14 protein-coding genes and 2 tRNA genes are annotated in these 17,135 nt (G+C 64.1%); 14 read left to right on the top strand and 2 right to left on the bottom strand.

Translation table 11 applies throughout. The features are described from left to right. Positions 1 to 9: 9 nt before the first annotated feature. From AC56LY_RS16340 to AC56LY_RS16350, 3 genes are all read left to right on the top strand, one after another. Positions 10 to 2,043: a two-component system sensor histidine kinase NtrB gene (locus tag AC56LY_RS16340; RefSeq protein ID WP_499581221.1), complete on the top strand. Its 2,034-nt coding sequence runs from the start codon at positions 10 to 12 to the stop codon at positions 2,041 to 2,043. Between the two features lie 41 nt (positions 2,044 to 2,084). After that, positions 2,085 to 2,666: a response regulator transcription factor gene (locus tag AC56LY_RS16345; RefSeq protein WP_499581223.1), complete on the top strand. Its 582-nt coding sequence runs from the start codon at positions 2,085 to 2,087 to the stop codon at positions 2,664 to 2,666. Positions 2,667 to 2,815: 149 nt separating this feature from the next. Then, complete coding sequence (locus AC56LY_RS16350) at positions 2,816 to 3,196, top strand: DUF3052 family protein (protein ID WP_499581225.1); 381 nt, start codon at positions 2,816 to 2,818, stop codon at positions 3,194 to 3,196. Here the strand turns inward: AC56LY_RS16350 and queG are convergent. Beyond that, positions 3,193 to 4,308 (bottom strand): tRNA epoxyqueuosine(34) reductase QueG, encoded by a 1,116-nt coding sequence (gene queG / locus AC56LY_RS16355; RefSeq protein WP_499581227.1) that lies wholly within the window; start codon positions 4,306 to 4,308, stop codon positions 3,193 to 3,195. The genes AC56LY_RS16350 and queG overlap by 4 nt on opposite strands. 65 nt (positions 4,309 to 4,373) lie before the next feature. On the opposite strand from queG, the gene tsaE reads away from it, so the two are divergent. From tsaE to AC56LY_RS16370, 3 genes are read left to right on the top strand one after another with little or no spacing between them, the layout of a single operon-like run. Next, the gene (gene tsaE, locus AC56LY_RS16360; RefSeq protein WP_499581229.1) at positions 4,374 to 4,874 is read left to right on the top strand and encodes a tRNA (adenosine(37)-N6)-threonylcarbamoyltransferase complex ATPase subunit type 1 TsaE; all 501 of its coding nucleotides are present in this window, start codon (positions 4,374 to 4,376) and stop codon (positions 4,872 to 4,874) included. Then, on the top strand, positions 4,835 to 6,394 hold the full coding sequence (locus tag AC56LY_RS16365) for an N-acetylmuramoyl-L-alanine amidase (protein WP_499581231.1): 1,560 nt from the start codon (positions 4,835 to 4,837) through the stop codon (positions 6,392 to 6,394). The genes tsaE and AC56LY_RS16365 overlap by 40 nt, the downstream gene beginning before the upstream one ends. Position 6,395: 1 nt before the next feature. Continuing rightward, a complete protein-coding gene (locus AC56LY_RS16370; RefSeq protein ID WP_499581233.1) occupies positions 6,396 to 7,181 on the top strand; it encodes a D-hexose-6-phosphate mutarotase in 786 nt (261 codons plus the stop codon). 6 nt (positions 7,182 to 7,187) lie between these two features. On the opposite strand, the gene AC56LY_RS16375 is transcribed toward AC56LY_RS16370, so the two are convergent. Then, positions 7,188 to 8,231 carry a carbonic anhydrase gene (locus AC56LY_RS16375; RefSeq protein WP_499581235.1) on the bottom strand — a complete coding sequence of 348 codons (1,044 nt, stop codon included), beginning with the start codon at positions 8,229 to 8,231 and terminating at the stop codon, positions 7,188 to 7,190. Between the two features lie 209 nt (positions 8,232 to 8,440). Between AC56LY_RS16375 and AC56LY_RS16380 the strand changes: the two genes are divergently transcribed. From AC56LY_RS16380 to AC56LY_RS16415, 8 genes are all read left to right on the top strand, one after another. Beyond that, the gene (locus tag AC56LY_RS16380) at positions 8,441 to 9,382 is read left to right on the top strand and encodes a peptidylprolyl isomerase (RefSeq protein ID WP_499581236.1); all 942 of its coding nucleotides are present in this window, start codon (positions 8,441 to 8,443) and stop codon (positions 9,380 to 9,382) included. A 71-nt stretch (positions 9,383 to 9,453) separates the two neighbouring features. Continuing rightward, positions 9,454 to 11,391: a DNA mismatch repair endonuclease MutL gene (gene mutL / locus AC56LY_RS16385; protein WP_499581237.1), complete on the top strand. Its 1,938-nt coding sequence runs from the start codon at positions 9,454 to 9,456 to the stop codon at positions 11,389 to 11,391. An 8-nt stretch (positions 11,392 to 11,399) separates the two neighbouring features. Beyond that, a complete protein-coding gene (miaA, locus tag AC56LY_RS16390; RefSeq protein WP_499581239.1) occupies positions 11,400 to 12,344 on the top strand; it encodes a tRNA (adenosine(37)-N6)-dimethylallyltransferase MiaA in 945 nt (314 codons plus the stop codon). Positions 12,345 to 12,426: 82 nt separating this feature from the next. Continuing rightward, positions 12,427 to 12,503 (top strand) — tRNA-Met (locus AC56LY_RS16395). Positions 12,504 to 12,562: 59 nt separating this feature from the next. After that, a tRNA-Met gene (locus AC56LY_RS16400) sits at positions 12,563 to 12,639 on the top strand. A 181-nt stretch (positions 12,640 to 12,820) separates the two neighbouring features. After that, positions 12,821 to 14,263 carry an oligosaccharide flippase family protein gene (locus tag AC56LY_RS16405; protein ID WP_499581241.1) on the top strand — a complete coding sequence of 481 codons (1,443 nt, stop codon included), beginning with the start codon at positions 12,821 to 12,823 and terminating at the stop codon, positions 14,261 to 14,263. Between the two features lie 780 nt (positions 14,264 to 15,043). Beyond that, positions 15,044 to 15,745: a glycosyltransferase gene (locus tag AC56LY_RS16410; RefSeq protein WP_499581243.1), complete on the top strand. Its 702-nt coding sequence runs from the start codon at positions 15,044 to 15,046 to the stop codon at positions 15,743 to 15,745. 7 nt (positions 15,746 to 15,752) lie between these two features. Further along, the gene (locus tag AC56LY_RS16415; RefSeq protein WP_499581244.1) at positions 15,753 to 17,003 is read left to right on the top strand and encodes a glycosyltransferase; all 1,251 of its coding nucleotides are present in this window, start codon (positions 15,753 to 15,755) and stop codon (positions 17,001 to 17,003) included. Positions 17,004 to 17,135 lie beyond the last annotated feature (132 nt).

The raw sequence follows: 17,135 nt of genomic DNA on the forward strand, positions 1-17,135 counted from the left end.
GGACCTTGCATGAAATTTCCGTTCATCCAGCCCGGGGCGACAGACGACCTGGACGCCGAGCCCGAGCCGCGCGCGCGCTCGCGCGGCTGGCGTTTCCTGCGCTGGATGGTGCCGATCCTGCTGGTCCTGCTGTTCCTGGCGGTGCTGATCTGGCTACCGTGGCAGGCGCGCCAGATGGAAAGCAACGATCGACAAGAGCAATTGATTGCCGATACGCTGTGGGTCGAGCAAACGCTGCGCTTCGAGCTGGCGCGCAGCGAAGAAGCACTGGCCGCCCTCGGCGCCGACCTCGTCGTCGCGCCGCTGCCGCCGGCCAAGCTGACGGCGCGCTTCCGCCAGATGTTTACCAATGGCCCTGAACTGGTGCGCGTCGTCTGGACCGATGCCGACGGCGTCCAGCAAGCCATCCACGGCAGCGACCTGCCTGCCACCGGCCTGCCCGCGGCCACCGTGCTGGCCGGCGAAATGGCGCGCTCGATCCGGCGCGGCCGCTACAGCGTGCCGTATGGCGCCACCGCGTCGACCCACGGCGTGATCGATTACTACCTGCCGCTGTTTCGCGGCGGCCAGTTCGCCGGCAGCCTGGTGGCAACCTACAGCCTGCAGGTGCTGCTCGATGAAACGGTGCCGTGGTGGTTCGCACAGGACAATGCGCTGACGCTGCTCGACCGCAACGAGCTGGCGGTGGCGCGGCGCGCCTCGGGCGGCCCGGGCCGCAACGTGTACACGCACCAGCGTGAACTCGACCTGCCCGGCGCCCAACTGGTGCTGTCGACCAACAGCGTCAAGCGCGCGCCGCAACTGCTGCCCAACCTGCTGGTCGGCTCGGTGATCGTGCTGGCGCTCGGCTTATTGATGAGCCTGGCGGCGCTGTGGCGCCACATCTCGCGCACGCTGGCGGCCGAGGCCGCACTGCGCCAGCAGATGGCGTTTCGTACGGCCATGGAAAACTCGCTGATCACGGGCCTGCGTGCGCGCGACCTCGAAGGGCGCGTGACCTACGTGAATCGGGCCTTTTGCCAGATCGTCGGCCTGTCGCAGGAAGAATTGATCGGCAAGAAGCCGCCAATGGCGTACTGGGCGCCGGAAGCGATGGCCGAATACGAAGACCGCTTCCAGGGCATCCTGTCGGGCAAGGTCACGCCGCAGTTCGAGACCGTGTTCCAGCGGCCGGACGAAGTGCGCGTGCCGGTGCTGATATTCGAGTCGCCGCTGGTCGATGTCGATGGACGCCATACCGGCTGGATGAGTTCGGTGCTCGACATCACGGACCGCAAGCGCGTCGAAGAACTTAACCGCCAACAGGAAGAAAAGCTGCAGGCCAGCGCGCGCCTGGCAACCATGGGTGAACTATCGTCGATGCTGGCGCATGAACTGAACCAGCCGCTGGCCGCCATCTCGAGCTATACCGTTGGCGCCCTGAACATGCTCGACCGCGCCGCTGGCGCCGGCCAGGAACTCAAGCCCGGCATGCTGCGCCATGCACTGGAACAGGCGCGCCAGCAAGCCCAGCGCGCCGGGCACATCATCCGCAGCGTGCACGAATTCGTCAAAAAACGGGAACCGCTGCGCCAGGAACTGACGATCCGCAGCGTGATTGCCAGCGTGCATGCGCTGATCGAATTGCAGGCGCGCCAGGCCGGTGTGGTGCTGCGCGTGCACTTGCCACCGGGCCTGCCGCCGGTGCTGGCCGACCGCGTCCTGCTCGAGCAGGTGCTGCTCAACCTCACGCGCAACGGCATCCAGGCCATGCAGGACACCGTGCCGGACCAGCGCGTGCTGCGTATCGAGGCGGCGCACATCGACGACCAGGTGGCCGTCTCGGTGATCGATCGCGGCCACGGCATTTCGGCAGAAGTAGCCGAGCGGCTGTTTTCGCCGTTCTATTCGACCAAGGCGGAGGGCATGGGCATGGGGCTGTCGATTTGCCGTACGGCGATCGAGTTCCACGGCGGCACCCTGAGCCACGCGCCGTATCCGCCCGGAGGCACCGTGTTCACGTTTTCGCTGCCCGCGCAGGCAGGGAGCCGGGCGGTCGGCTAGAATCGCGTGCGGCGCCCTGCCCGACCATTACGGAGACTCCCATGCTGCACATCGTCGACGACGAAGAAGTCATTCGCGATTCGCTCGCCTGGCTGGCGCAATCGCGCGGCCTCAACGTGCGCAGCTATCCCTGCGGCCAGGAATTTCTCGACGTCATCAAGGATCTCGACGGCAGCGGCGACTGCGTCCTGCTCGACGTGCGCATGCCCGGCATGAACGGCATTGCTGTGTTCGACCAGTTGATCGGCCGCGGCCTGCTGCCACGCCTGCCGGTGATTTTTCTGACCGGCCACGGCGAGGTACCGATGGCCGTCGACTCCCTCAAACGCGGCGCCTTTGATTTCTTCGAGAAACCGTTCAACGACAACGTCTTGATGGACCGGGTGGAAGAGGCACTGGCCGCCTCACGCAAGGCGGCCACCTCTGCTGCGGTGCAGGCGCGACTGGCGACGCTGTCCATGCGCGAACGCGAAGTGCTCGACCTGATCCTGGCCGGCATGATGAACAAGGTCGTGGCCGACAAGCTCGGCATCAGCATGCGCACGGTCGAGGTGCACCGGGCCCATATCTTTGACAAGATGCAGGTCAAGACGGCGGTCGAACTGGCCGGCCTGCTCAAGTAAATACCGGCGGCGCGCTCGCGCTGCCTTCACACTGTCTTCATTTTCCGCGCGTCAAGGGTCTCTGCTGCCCGCAGCAAGCCTTGTAAAATAATGTCTGAACGCGCCGCGGCCAGGGCGCCGCGATGCACAGGCTTTTTCAGGAAACGCGTATGAACGAAAAGACAGTTGCAGACAAGATGTTTTTACGCACGGCGAAATCAATGCTCGTGCTCAATGGCCAAGCCAATCCAACCATGACGGCGCAGATGCCGTCCGACATCGTTAAAGACGGTGACGGGCCGTTTGACGTCATCCTGATGTTTTGCCTGGGTCAGAACGACCTCGCGCATTACCTGCCGCGCGCCAAACAACAGCTGAACGCCACCGGCTCGCTCTGGATCGCTTACCTGAAGCAGACGGCGTCGAAGGCAACCGACATCCACCGTGATTCGATCAACGCCTACGCCAAAGAGCACGGCATCACCGGCGTGGCCATGATTTCCATCGATGGCGACTGGTCGGCACTGCGCCTGAAACGCATTGCCGTTTAGGTGGCCGAATGGGGCTGGGCGCCATGGCGCGCCAGCGCCCACGCCACATGCTCACGCACCAGCCCGGATGGATGATCGGCCCGCGCTTGCAACGCCGCCACGATGGCTGCATCGCCAGGCAACTGATCCGCCGCATTACCCAGTCCGACTGCCAGATTGCGCAACCAGCGCTCGTGCCCGATGCGACGGATCGGACTGCCTTCCATACGCCGGTTGAATTCGGCTTCTTCCCAGGCGAACAGGCCGACCAGGTCACCCTCGCCCAGGCCGTTGCGCTCATCGAAATCGGGCACCTGCGCCCGCTGCGCGAACTTGTTCCACGGGCATGCGACCTGGCAATCGTCGCAGCCGTAGATGCGGTTGCCGATGAGCGGGCGCAATTCTTCGGGGATGCTGCTTTTCAGCTCGATCGTCAGGTACGAGATGCAGCGCCGGGCGTCGAGCTTGCCTGGGCCCAGGATCGCGCCGGTCGGGCACATGTCGATGCAGGCCGTGCAGCCGCCGCAATGCTTGCCGGTGGGCGGGTCGACCGGCAGCGGCAGGTCGATCAGAATTTCACCGATGAAGAAGGTCGAACCGGCCGCGCGCGACAGCAGCAGCGTGTGCTTGCCGCGCCAGCCCAGGCCGGCTTTTTCGGCCAGTGGCAATTCCATCACGGGCGCCGAGTCGGTGAACACGCGAAAACCGAACGGTCCGATTTCTTGCTGGATTTTCTCGGCCAGCGCCTGCAGCCGGTTGCGCAGCACCTTGTGGTAGTCGCGGCCCCGCGCATACACCGACACGACGGCCGCGTTCGGGTCAGCCTGGCGCAGGCGTTCCCCGGCGCGCCAGTCGCCCTGGCGTTCGGTTGGCAGATAGTCCATCCGCACCACGATTGCGCGCACAGTGCCGGGGACGAGTTCGGCCGGCCGCGCACGCTTCATGCCGTGGGTTGCCATATAATCCATCTCGCCGTGGTAGCCCGCATCCAGCCAGGCTTGCAGGCCCGCTTCCAGGTGCCCCAGGTCGACATCGGCAATACGCACGTCGGCAAAGCCCAGCCCCGCGCCCCATCCCTTGATGGCGCGCGCTAGCTGGGGCAGGTCGACGGATGAAGTTGGGGATTCGGACATACCGGGGCGGGAACACCACAAGAACAGAACGCAGCAGAATGCAGCACAACACGCTATTTTATGCCATGCAGCCCATCAAAGCGCACTTGCACCACTATTTGCCGGACGAGTCGGCCACCAACGCACTGGGCGGCGCGCTAGCGCGCGCGCTGGCGCCTGGCCTCGTCATCTACCTGCACGGCGACCTGGGCGCCGGCAAGACCGCCCTCACCCGCGCCCTGCTGCGCGCGCTGGGCCACACGGGCACCGTCAAGAGCCCGACCTACACGTTGTCGGAGCCGTACAACGTGATGCTTGACGACAATCCGCTGAGCGTGATCCACTACGATCTGTATCGCATGTCGAGTCCGGAAGAATTCCTGGACGCTGGCTTTCGCGAAGATTTCGACGGCCACAACGTCTGCATCGTCGAGTGGCCTGAAAAAGGCGAGCCCGTGTTACCGCCGCCGGACATCCGTTTACTGCTGAGCGTCAGTGGAAACGGCCGTGCTGTAGAATTGCAAGCGTTGTCTGAATTAGGCCTGCTATGCCTCGATCGTCTCGCTTTCCTCCCGCCGCACCAGTAACCAAGCCCTCCGCACGCCGCCGTGTCATGCTCAAGGCCGGCGGCACGCTGCTGCTGTCCGTCGTCGCGCCCGTGCCCGCCAGCGCCAACCAGATCCTGGCGGTACGCGTCTGGCCCGCGCCCGAGTACACCCGCGTCACGCTCGAAAACGACACCAACCTCAAGACCGAGCATTTCCTGATTCCCGATCCGCCGCGCCTGGTCGTTGATATCGATGGCCTGGGCCTGAGCCCCACGCTCAAGAGTCTGGTGGCCAAGATCGAATCGAACGACCCGTACATCAAGCAGGTGCGCGTGGGCCAGAACCGGCCGAACGTCGTGCGCCTGGTGTTCGACCTGAAGGCCGAGGTCAAGCCGCAGGTGTTTACCCTCGCGCCCGTGGCCGGCTACCAGCACCGCCTGATCTTCGACCTGTACCCGGTCACGCCGGTCGACCCGATCGCGGCGATGATCGAAAGCGGCGAATGGAGCACCGGCCCGACCAAGACCGTGGCGGCCGGCACGCCTGCGCTGGGCGATCCGGTATCCGGTCCGCCGGGCGCCACGATGCCTGCCACCGTGCTGCCACCATCCGGCACCGTCGGCCCGGGCACTGCTGCCGCGGCAGCAGGCGCCATCGTCGCCACCACGCCGCCGGTGCAGATTCCGACGCCGCCACCAGCCGCGCCGCGCACCCAGCCGAACGCCGGACCGGACGCCATTGCCCGGCTTGAAGCCGAAATCTCGGGACTGCGTGGCACGCCGCCGGCCCAGGCAGTGCAGCCCACGCCCGGCAGGGCCGGTGCGCGCCCATCCCAGAAAGTGGCGCGCATGGTCACCATCGCGCTCGACCCTGGCCATGGCGGCGAAGACCCGGGCGCCATCGGCGCCAACGGCAGCCGCGAGAAAGACATCGTGCTCGAAGTGGCCAAGCGCCTCAAGACCAAGCTCGAACAATTGCCCAACACGCGCGTGATGCTCACCCGCGACGGCGACTTCTTCGTGCCACTGAACACCCGCGTGCAAAAGGCGCGCAAGGTGCAGGCCGACCTGTTCGTGTCGATCCACGCCGATGCCTGGGTTTCGCCAACGGCGAGCGGTTCGTCGGTGTTCGTGCTGTCCGAAAAAGGCGCCAGTTCCAGCGCCGCGCGCTGGCTGGCCAGTGATCAGAACCGGGCCGACCTCGTGGGCGGCGTGAATCTGGCTGGTGGCAACACCGACAAGCAGCTTGCCAGCGTGCTGTTCGACCTGTCGACGACGGCGCAGATCACCGACAGCCTCAAGCTCGGCAAAGCCGTACTGCGTGAAATCGGCGGCATCAACCGGCTGCACAAGGCATCGGTCGAGCAAGCCGGCTTTGCCGTGCTCAAGGCGCCGGACATTCCATCGATTCTTGTGGAGACCGCCTTCATCTCGAACCCGCAAGAAGAAGCGCGCCTGAACGACAACGGCTACCAGGACCAACTGGCCAATGCCATCACCAACGGCATCCGCCGTTATTTCGCCGACAACCCGCCGATGGCCAAGAGCCGCCAGACCTGACATGGACCACATCACTTTCGGGCAGCTGCCCGCGATCCGCATCACGGCGCCCGATGGCGCCACCGCCGTCGTCACGCTGTACGGCGCGCACCTGGTTTCGTGGCATGGGGCCGATGGCGGCGAGCGCATGTTCCTGAGCGCCCGCTCGGCGCTCGACGGCAGCCGCGCGATCCGTGGCGGCGTGCCGGTGATCTTTCCGCAGTTCGCCGAGCAGGGCGACGGCATGCGCCATGGCTTTGCACGCGTGTCCACCTGGCGCCTGGAAGACAGTGGCGTCGAAGATGGCGCGGCGTGGGCCGTGTTTGGTTTGAACGAGGCCGATCTGCCGCCGGCACTGGCAGGGGCGTGGCCACACCGGTTCGCGCTGCAGCTGCGCGTGGCCGTGCGCGCCAATGAACTGACCATGGCCTTGAATGTCCGCAACACGGGCGAGGCAGCGTTCCCGTTTGCGGCGGCGCTGCACAGCTACCACCTGGTGCCGCATTTGGCCGACGTGCGCATCGAGGGACTCGAGGCGGGCACGCTGTCGATCGCCGACAAGCTGGACGTGGTGTACGAACAGGTCGACGACACCATCTTCCTGGGCACCTGGGCGCGCGTGCTGACGCTCGAGCAGGAAGGCTTTTTGGATGCGGTCGTGTGGAATCCGGGCGCAGCCGACACGGCGGCGCTGGCGGACATGGAAGACGAAGAGTATCAGCGCTTCGTCTGCATCGAACCGGCGCAGCTGACGCCGGTGCAGCTCGCGCCTGGCGCGGCCTGGGAAGGCCGCTACCGGGTCAGCTGAACGCCTTTACATTGACTCTTTGATCATCCGTCCATTGCTCGGCTGCACAGGCCGCGCATTGTACGGATAGAGCCGCGAGAACAGCGCCATCTGTTGCGGCGAGGCCGTCATTGGCTGCTTCATCACGATCCACAACACGTTCTCGGTACAGGGCGGCTCGCTCAGCGAGCCCATGTACGTGAAGTAGTCGCGCCGCGCCGGCAGGATCTCGTTCACGTTCAGCACAATCGATGGCGTCACGGTCGTCAGCTTTTCCAGCGGCAGATTATTCCACACGGTCTGGATCATCGGATTGGCGTCGCCACGCTCGAGCTGCACTGCCAGCACGGCGATCTTGTTGTCGTAGCTTCTGTGCACCATGTGCACCACCATCTCGGTACCGCGGCCATTGACGCGCTCTTCGCCTGGCCGGTGAAAGTGGAACTGCTGCAGCTCGTAGGTGGTGCCACCCACGGTCAGGAAATTCCCGCCCGCGACATTGACCTGCACCGTGTGGCCATTGTCGACCTCGTTGAACGAGCTCGGCTGATAGTCGAACGTGATCTGCTCGAGGTTGACCTTGATGCCGTCGCGCAGGTCGATCGGCGACTGGCGATTGCCGGTATTGCAGGCCGCCCATGCCGTATTAATCTTCGACCAGTTCTCCGGGCCAAACTCGCCGTCATAACTCCAGTGCGTGCCGTTCTTTGGCCGCACCGCTTCGACGGCCACCGCCGCCACCATCGCCGCTTCCTTCTTGCGACGCGCGTCGGCAGCCTTGCGGGCACGCGCGGCTTCTTCGGCGCGCAGGGCCTGCTTGGCGCGCAGCTCGGCGAGCTTTTCGGCGATGCGCACCGACAGGTCAACCTCGGTATCCTCTTCGGATTTTGCGGACGTAGCGGCAGCAGCAGCAGCGGCGGGCGCAGCAGCCGGCTTGAGGTTCGGCCGGATCGACGCGATTGCAGGCTTGGCCGGCTCGGCCACGGGCTTGGCGGTCTTCGGTGTCGGTTCGTTCGCCTGTGCCAGGGCAGTGACCAGGCCCAACGTACATAGTGCGATCAGGTTACGCATGTGATTTTCGGATAGTTTGATTCTCTCCCTCCTTTATCGGACTCAGCGCCTGTAACTTGAGTGCGCGCCGGCAACATGGGGACTTAATTCGTCGGATTGGCCAGTTTGCAAGCCTTCGCAACAACATCCCGTGTCGTTCTTGCATCGCCCGCCCTACGCGCTTGCCCTCGATTACAATTGCCCGATACTTATAACGACAGGGGGAGCACATGCAGGCAGCGTCAAAAAAGACTACGATCCAGGCAACCGTCGGCGCGGCGCTGTGCGCGCTGCTGTCCATGCCTAGCGCGCACGCCGCAGCGGCCAAGGCCGAGCAGGAATTGCCGCCCCGGCTGACGGTGGCCGATGTCGTCAAGGCATCCAAGGCAGCCGAATGGCGCGCGCTCGACCCCGAGAACACGATGTACATCGAGCTGCCAACGGGGCGCGTCGTCATCGAACTCGCGCCGCGCTTCGCGCCGAACACGGTGGCCAATATCCGCGCGCTGGTACGCGAGCGCTATTTCGACGGCTTGTGGGTGATGCGCGCGCAGGATGGCTTTGTCGTGCAATGGGGCGACCCGGATGAAGAAAAGCCGCGCCCGTTCAAGGCCGCCAAGACCGTGGCCGCTGAATTCACCGTGCCGTACACGAAGAGCGACACCTTCACGCGCCTGAAGGAACGCGACGTTTACGCGCCGCAGGTCGGCCACGTCGACGGCTTTCCCGTCGCGCGCAATCCGGCGACCCGGCAGACCTGGCTGCCGCACTGCTACGCGATGATCGGCGTGGCGCGCGACAACGGCGCCGACACCGGCAACGGCTCGCAGCTCTACACGGTGATCGGCCACGCGCCGCGCCACCTGGACCGCAACATCACGGTCGTGGGCCGCATCGTGGCCGGCATGCCGCTGCTTACTGTCATGCCGCGCGGGACCGGCGCCTCAGGCTTCTACGAGAAGGCCGAACAGCGCACGCCGATCGCCAGCGTGCGCATGGCGGCCGACGTGCCGCCTGCCGATCGCAGCAAGCTCGAGGTCATGCGCTCGGACAGCGCCGCGTTCCAGGCCGTGATCGATGCCCAGCGCAATCGCGGCGGGCCGTGGAGCAAGGTCGCGGCCGGCGCGATCGACCTGTGCAACGTGCCGATTCCCGTACGCGAGCAGCCTTGACCCCACAGGGGCTGTGACGCAAATGCAGCCGGGGACGTTCCGGCGCATTTTGGGCGGGCTATAATCTGCGGATGAACGCCCTTGCCCCGACCATCCGCCCCATCCAGCAGCTTCCCGACCAGCTCATCTCGCAGATCGCCGCCGGCGAGGTGGTCGAGCGGCCCTCGGCCGTCGTCAAGGAACTGCTGGAAAACGCGCTCGACGCCGGTTCGACGACAATCACCATCCGCCTGGAAGAAGGCGGCGTCAAGCGCATCGCCATCACCGACAACGGCCGCGGCATCGCGCCCGAGCAGCTGCCCCTCGCACTGTCGCGCCACGCGACATCCAAGATCGCTTCGCTGAGCGACCTGGAAAACGTGGGCACGCTGGGCTTTCGCGGCGAAGCGCTGGCCTCGATTGCGTCGGTCGCCTCGGTGCGCGTGACCTCGCGCACGGCCGACGCCGCGCACGCGTTCGAGATCGTCGGCTCGCACGAAGGCGTGGTGGCCCCATCGTCGGGCGCCTGTGGCACCACCATCGACGTGCAGGACCTGTACTTCAATACGCCGGCGCGGCGCAAGTTCCTCAAGTCCGAGCAGACCGAATACGCGCACTGCGCCGAGGTCGTGCGCCGCATCGCGCTGTCGCGCCCGGACGTGGCCTTCAGCCTGTCGCACAACGGCCGCACGATCGACCACTGGAACGTCAGCGAAGCGGCCAAGCGCAGCGCCCACATCCTGGGCAACGATTTTGCCGAGGCGCGCCTGGCGCTGGACGAAGCGGCCGGCCCGCTGCACCTGCATGGCTACGTTGGCCTGCCAACTGCCTCCAAGGCGCGCGCCGACGGCCAGTTCTTCTACGTGAACGGGCGCTTCGTGCGCGACAAGGTGCTGGTGCACGCGGTCAAGGCGGCCTACCAGGACGTGCTGCACGGCGACCGCTTCCCGGCCTATGTGCTGTCGCTCGACCTCGATCCGGCGCTGGTCGACGTCAACGTGCACCCGTCGAAGACCGAGGTGCGCTTTCGCGACAGCCGCGCGGTGCACCAGTTCGTGTTCCACGCGGTACAGCGCACGCTGGCGCAGACCTCGGCCACCGCGCACGGCAGCGTGCCGGGGCCAATGACGGCGGCCGAGGTGCGCCCGAGCGGCACGCCACTATGGCAAACCTCGCAACTGTCGCAGTCGCCGTCGCAGCAGCAGCGCCCGCACGAGCAGACCTCGTTCGGCGCGCAGCTGACGCAGACCTTTTCGCCGTCGCCCTACGCAGCGGGCAGCCGCTGGGACGATGCAGCTACCGGAGGCGGCGTGCCCCAACGCCTTGAAGCCTACGGCGCGCTGTTTGCATCCGACGCGGCCAGTACGGCCAGTACGGCCACTGTGCCGGTGCCGGTGCCCATGACGGCGGCTGACAAGCCGCTGTCGAACGACGACTTCCCGCTCGGCTTTGCGCTGGCCCAGCTGCACGGCATCTACATCCTGGCGCAGAATACGCGCGGCCTGGTGCTGGTCGACATGCACGCGGCGCACGAGCGCATCCTGTACGAGCAAATCAAGAATGCGCTGGACGCCCAGGCGCAGGGCCAGGAAATGCAGGTGCAGGCGCTCCTGATCCCGGTGACGTTCTACGCCGACGCGATGGAGGTCGCCACCGTGCACGAGCACGCGGACACGCTGGCAACGCTGGGCTTCGATATCGCGGCCCTGTCGCCCACCACCCTGGCGGTGCGCAGCGTGCCGACGCTGCTCAAGAACGCCGATGCGCAAACGCTGGCGCGCGACGTGCTGCGCGACGTGCGCGAATTCGGCGGCTCGCGCGTGCTGATCGAACGGCGCAACGAGCTGCTCGGCACCCTCGCCTGCCACACGGCGGTGCGCGCCAACCGCATCCTGAGCCAGCCCGAAATGAACGCGCTGCTGCGCCAGATGGAAAGCACCGAACGCGCCGACCAGTGCAACCACGGGCGCCCGACCTGGGTGCAGCTCGAAATCTCTGCGCTCGACAAGCTGTTCCTGCGCGGTCAATGATGGTGGACATGAACCAACCGCTGGCCGTGGCCATCATGGGCCCGACCGCCTCCGGCAAGACCGCGGCCGCCCTGCGCATCGCCCAAACGCGCCCCGTCGAAATCATTTCGGTCGACTCGGCCCTGGTCTATCGCGAGATGGACATTGGCACCGCCAAGCCCACGCCGGCCGAACTGGCCGCCGTGCCGCATCACCTGATCGACATCCTCGATCCACTCGACGCGTATTCGGTCATGCAGTTCAGGAACGATGCGATCCGCCTGGTGGCCGAGATCACGGGACGCGGCGCGCTGCCGCTGCTGGTGGGCGGCACGATGATGTATTTCAAGGGTCTGGTCGAGGGACTGGACGATTTGCCGACGGCCGACGTAGCCCTGCGCGCCGCGCTCGACGCCGAAGCGGCGCGCATCGGCTGGCCCGGCATGCACGACAAGCTGCGCGCGCTCGACCCGGTCACTGCCGATCGGCTGGCACCGAACGATGCCCAGCGCATCAACCGCGCGCTGGAAATCATCGAACTCACCGGCAAGCCGATGTCGGCGCTGCTGGCGCTGCGCACGAAGCCAGTGCTGCCGTTCAGGCTCGTGTCGTTCGGTCTCGAGACCGATGACCGCGCGGTGCTGCACAAGCGCATCGCGCAGCGTTTTGACGCGATGCTGGGCACGAGCGACGACAGCGGGCTGGTGGCAGAGGTGGCGCGGCTGCGGGCACGGGGCGACCTGTCGCCACTGCTGCCATCGATCCGCTGCGTGGGCTACCGCCAGGCCTGGGATTATCTCGACGGGCGCATCGACCGCGCCGCGCTGCGCGAGACGGGCATCATCGCCACGCGCCAGCTGGCCAAGCGCCAGATCACGTGGCTGCGCGCGATGCCGGACCGGATCGTCGTCGATTGCCTGGGGCCGGATCCGGCCGGCGCGATGCTGGCGCACCTTGCGCTGTTGGAAAATTGACATGCGCGGCGACTATTTGTGACCCACACGCCCCAGCGATCTTGACAGCCATCCACTCACGCCGGATAATACTTGCCGTTGCGGTGATATAGCTCAGTTGGTTAGAGCACAGCACTCATAATGCTGGGGTCGGTGGTTCAAGTCCACCTATCACCACCAAAGATTTCAGGCGATGGCCTGGCTCCAACGAGTCAGGCCATTTTGCTTTTGCCCGTTCCGGTGATATAGCTCAGTTGGTTAGAGCACAGCACTCATAATGCTGGGGTCGGTGGTTCAAGTCCACCTATCACCACCAAGCTTCACTCTCGCAACAGAGAGCGCCAGAAACCGCAGTCCCCGCCACGGAGACTGCGGTTTTTTTGTGCCCTGCCCGTCCACGGCACGCAATGCCCGAATTTGGTCCCTGCGAATATATGCTCGGCCTGCATCACCGTGCATAATGAGCCGGATAAATAGAAAAAAAGCGGCTCTATCTTATGGCGAACATTCGGCGCTCCCTGTTCATCAACTTTTTTACGTCGACTGGCGGAACGATTGTCCAGTTTGCCGTCACACTGTTTCTTGCACGCGTACTGAGCCCCAGCGATATTGGCATCTATTCGATGACCATCGTATTCATCAATATTGCCCATATTTTTCAGGACTTCGGCGTCGGCAGTTATCTGCAGCGCGAAAAAGAACTGACGCCGGAAAAGCTGCGCGCTGCCACGGGCGTGATTTTCACGACCTCGTGGGTGATTGCTGCGGCCATCTATGCCGGCAGCGACTGGTTTGGCGCATGGTTCAATGAACCGAAGATGATCCCCGTGATGAAGGTACTGGCGATCTGCTTCGTCTTCATTCCGTTTGGCTCGATCACCAATTCGCTGCTGATACGCGATTTTGCGGCTGGCAAGCAGGCATGGGTCACCGCAGTGAGTACAGCCACGTCGGCGGCCACCTGCATTATTCTTGCTCTCATGGGTTTTGGCGCGCTGAGCATGGCGTGGGCCAATCTCGTCAATATCATCACGTGCGCCATTGCGTACATCCCTTTCCGACCCAAATATCTTCCATGGATGCCCTCTTTCCGGCACTGGCGCGATGTCGTGCATTTCGGGATGAGCTCGCTTCTTACAAATTGCCTCAGCTCGATTAACAATTCGATTCCCGACATCCTTTTGGGGAAACTGGGCAATGCGACCCTGGTCGGCTTTTTCAGCCGGGCCAATTCGACCGTCACGATTTTTTTCCATATCGCGGGTAGCACGGCAAATTATGGCTCGGTGTCGTACATCGCCCAGGCGCACCACCGTGGCGAGTCGGTCGGCACCTTGCTGAACAAGGCAACCTCGCTGCTGACCGGCATTGCCTGGACCGCGCTCGGACTGACGTATGTGTTCGCTGCGGACATCATCACCGTGCTGTATGGCGAAAAATGGCTGCCCTCGGTGCCAGCCATCGACGGCTTGCTGGTGGCCTGCGCCATCGGCACGATCTTCAATTACTACCCTGCGGCCATGACGGCCATCGGCAGGCCGTTCCTGGCCTCGTTCCCGATCGCGGTCACGCTCGCGTCGCGCGTGGCCTTTGCCTTTGCCCTGTTCGACGGCAGTATTCGCAGCTTTTCGTGGGTGATTTGCGGCGCGACCATCGTTGCGATGCCCGTGCTGCTGATCCAGCAGCACATCTATTTCCGTCACCGGCTGTCGACCATGCTGGTGGCTTTATGGCCCAGCGCTGCCGTTGCGATCATTTGCATGGCAGGCGCCGCGTTGCTCAAAATGGCGTTTCCCGCCTCATTCACACCGGTTCTCGTTCTTCTTGCCTCGGCCCTGCCCCTGGCATGCCTCTGGTATCTGTCACTTCGCATCACGAGTCATCCATTAACACCGGAGATCGATAAAATGCTGTCCGGGTTACGGACGCGTATTGCATAAATACGGGAGAATGCCAAGCTTATTTTTAGGGCATAACGAGTCAGTTGGTTTGCGGCGACAGCGACTTTATTTTGATCTCGATTGGTTCGTCTCAGCTGATATTATAATAACAATTGTCATTGCTGAAAAAACCTGCCGTTATTTATCTTGGCAGACAATGTGAATTGTGTATCGTTTTTTGTGCAATTACACATTCCCCTTTTCCTACCAAGTGCCGTCCCGAATTAATTGGCCAGAATGCCAGACCCTAAACATCCGTTGTCCCAGTACGTTTTTGTCGTATTTGCCGATGATTGGGGCCGGCATCCATCCAGTTGCCAGCATTTATTCCTGAGGATTATTCCGCACGTCCAGGTTATTTGGGTGAATACCATTGGCCTGCGCACGCCGCGACTCAACCTGCATGATTTCAAAAGGACCGTGCAGGTCATTCGTTCGTGGATTCGTCCCGGTGCGCGATTCAAGAGGCGCTTGGCAGACCGGGGACGTCGTGCTGCAAATGCCTGCTTGCCTGCAGTGTCCAGGGACGCCGTTTTCCCGTATATCGTCAATCCGGTCATGTGGCCATCGTTTCAGGGTCCCACGTCCACCGCGCTGAATCACCACCTTCTGTCGGGCGCCGTGCATGAAGCGCTTCGGCATGTGGCGCCAGGAAAATATCCCATCCTGGTAAGTACGTCCCCCATCGTGCCCGGCCTGTTTCGCGATCATATTTTCAGGCGCAAAATCTATTACTGCGTCGACGACTTCACGCACTGGCATGGTATCAATGGTCCGGCCATGCAACGCCTGGAGCAGCAAACGCTGGATGCGTGCGATCTGATGATCGCCACGTCCACCTCGATTCTCGAAACCCGGTCTCCGTTTGCGCACGCGTCGACCCTGCTGACCCATGGCGTGGACCTGGCGCATTTCTCGCGAGCCCAACCCGATCCTGCCAGCCCCCTGGCTGCCCTGCCCCATCCGTTGGTGGGCATGTTCGGCGTGTTCGACCAGCGTGTCGACGGCCAGGCGCTCAGGGCTGCCGCGCTCCTGTCACCACAGGCGACCTTCGTCGTGCTGGGCCCGATCGTGGATCGCGATCCCGGTGAGTTTTTCGATGTGCCCAACCTGCGCTTCTACGGCGCGGTGCCGTATGCCGACTTGCCCGGTCACGTCGCGCACTTCGACGTGTGCATCCTGCCTTACGTGGTCGACGCGTCGACCTGGAACATCAATCCGCTCAAGCTCAAGGAATACCTGGCCACGGGCAAGCCCGTGATCACGTCGCCGCTTCCCGAGGCGATTCGGCTGGCTGCCTACCTGACCCTGGCGGCGTCGGATGCGTTCCCGCAGGCAGTCGCTGCGGCGCTGGCCGCGCTCGAATCGGGCACGGAAGCGTATCCAAGCGATGCCCGCACCCGCCTCGACGACTTTCTCCAAAGCGAAAGCTGGGAGGCAAAAGCAGACCGTTTCCTGGCCGATGTCATGGACGATCTTTAAGCATTTTATGACCGACCGCATCCGCATCCTTTGTATCGCAACCATGTTTCCCAATCCACGGATGCCGGTACATGCCCAGTTCGTCAAGCAACGACTGGACGCGTTGTCGACCAAGGTCGATCTGATCGTGGTCTCGCCCATCCCCTGGTTCCCCGGCGAGCGGTACTTCCCGCGCTATGCCAACCGGAACCAGATTGCGCCGCAGACCGACGCCAACGCGTATCCGACGTATTTCCCGAAATTCTTCTCGATCCCGGCCGTGCTCAAGCCGCTGGAGGGTGTGTTCCTGGCCTTCGCGCTGTGGCGGTTTATCGGCTCCCATGGCCTCAAGGGCAAGATCGACGTGCTCGACTGCCACCTGGCGTTTCCGGAAGGGTTTGCGGGCGCCCTGCTGGCCCGCGTCATCGGCAAGCCGTATGTCGTCACCTTGCGCGGCCACGACATCAACGACCTGCCCCGGTTTCCCGTGCGGATCCGGCAAGTGCTGTACGCGCTGCGCCATAGCGCGCGCTACTTCGGTGTCGCCCGGGCGCTGGTCGACGGTGCCATCCGGCTGGGCGCGCCGCCGGACAAGGGCCATGCGTCCACCAATGGCGTGGACACGGCGCGGTTTCGTCCCACGGCAAAGACGGACGCCCGCACGGCGCTGGGCTTGCGCACCGACCGGCGCTACATGCTGTCGGTATCGCACCTGGTGCCACGCAAGGGCGTGGACATCCTGCTGCGCGCCCACGCCCTGCTGCGCGCCGCCGGGCACACGGACCTGTGCTTCATCGTCGTCGGGCAAGGCGGCGAGGAAGGCGACTGCGAAGCCGACCTGCGCGCGCTGGCAGCCGAACTCGGGATCGCCGGACACGTCGTCTGGGCCGGCGCCGTGCTGAACACCGACCTGCACGCCTGGTACTCGGCGGCCGACGTGTTTTGCCTGGCCAGCGAAAAGGAAGGCTGGCCCAATGTCGTCCTCGAAGCCATGGCCTGCGCCACGCCGGTGGTGGCGCACCGCACCTGGGGCGTGCCCGAGATCATCACGGGGCCAGACCTGGGCATCCTGGTCGACGCCCGCGAACCGGCGCCGTTCGCACACGCCATCGGCGTCGCGCTGGAGAATGACTGGAACCCGGCGCGGCTACGGGGCTACGCGCTGGAGAACACCTGGGACAAGGTGGCCGACGGGCTCCTCGCGCACTTCGAGGCGATCGTCAAACCTGCTCAAAAAGCCGGGGTCAGGTCTGACATTCGGACACAAGCTCAGCCGTAGTACCAGTACATTCAAGCTTACAGATAAGGCCGTGTCCATTTGTCAGACCTGACCCCGGCTGTGGCATGGTAGTACCAGAACGTTGAGGCTTGCAGACAAGGCCGTGTCCATCTAACAAAAAGCCGCTGCATC

This window comes from Telluria sp. ZT3P25, assembly GCF_059685895.1.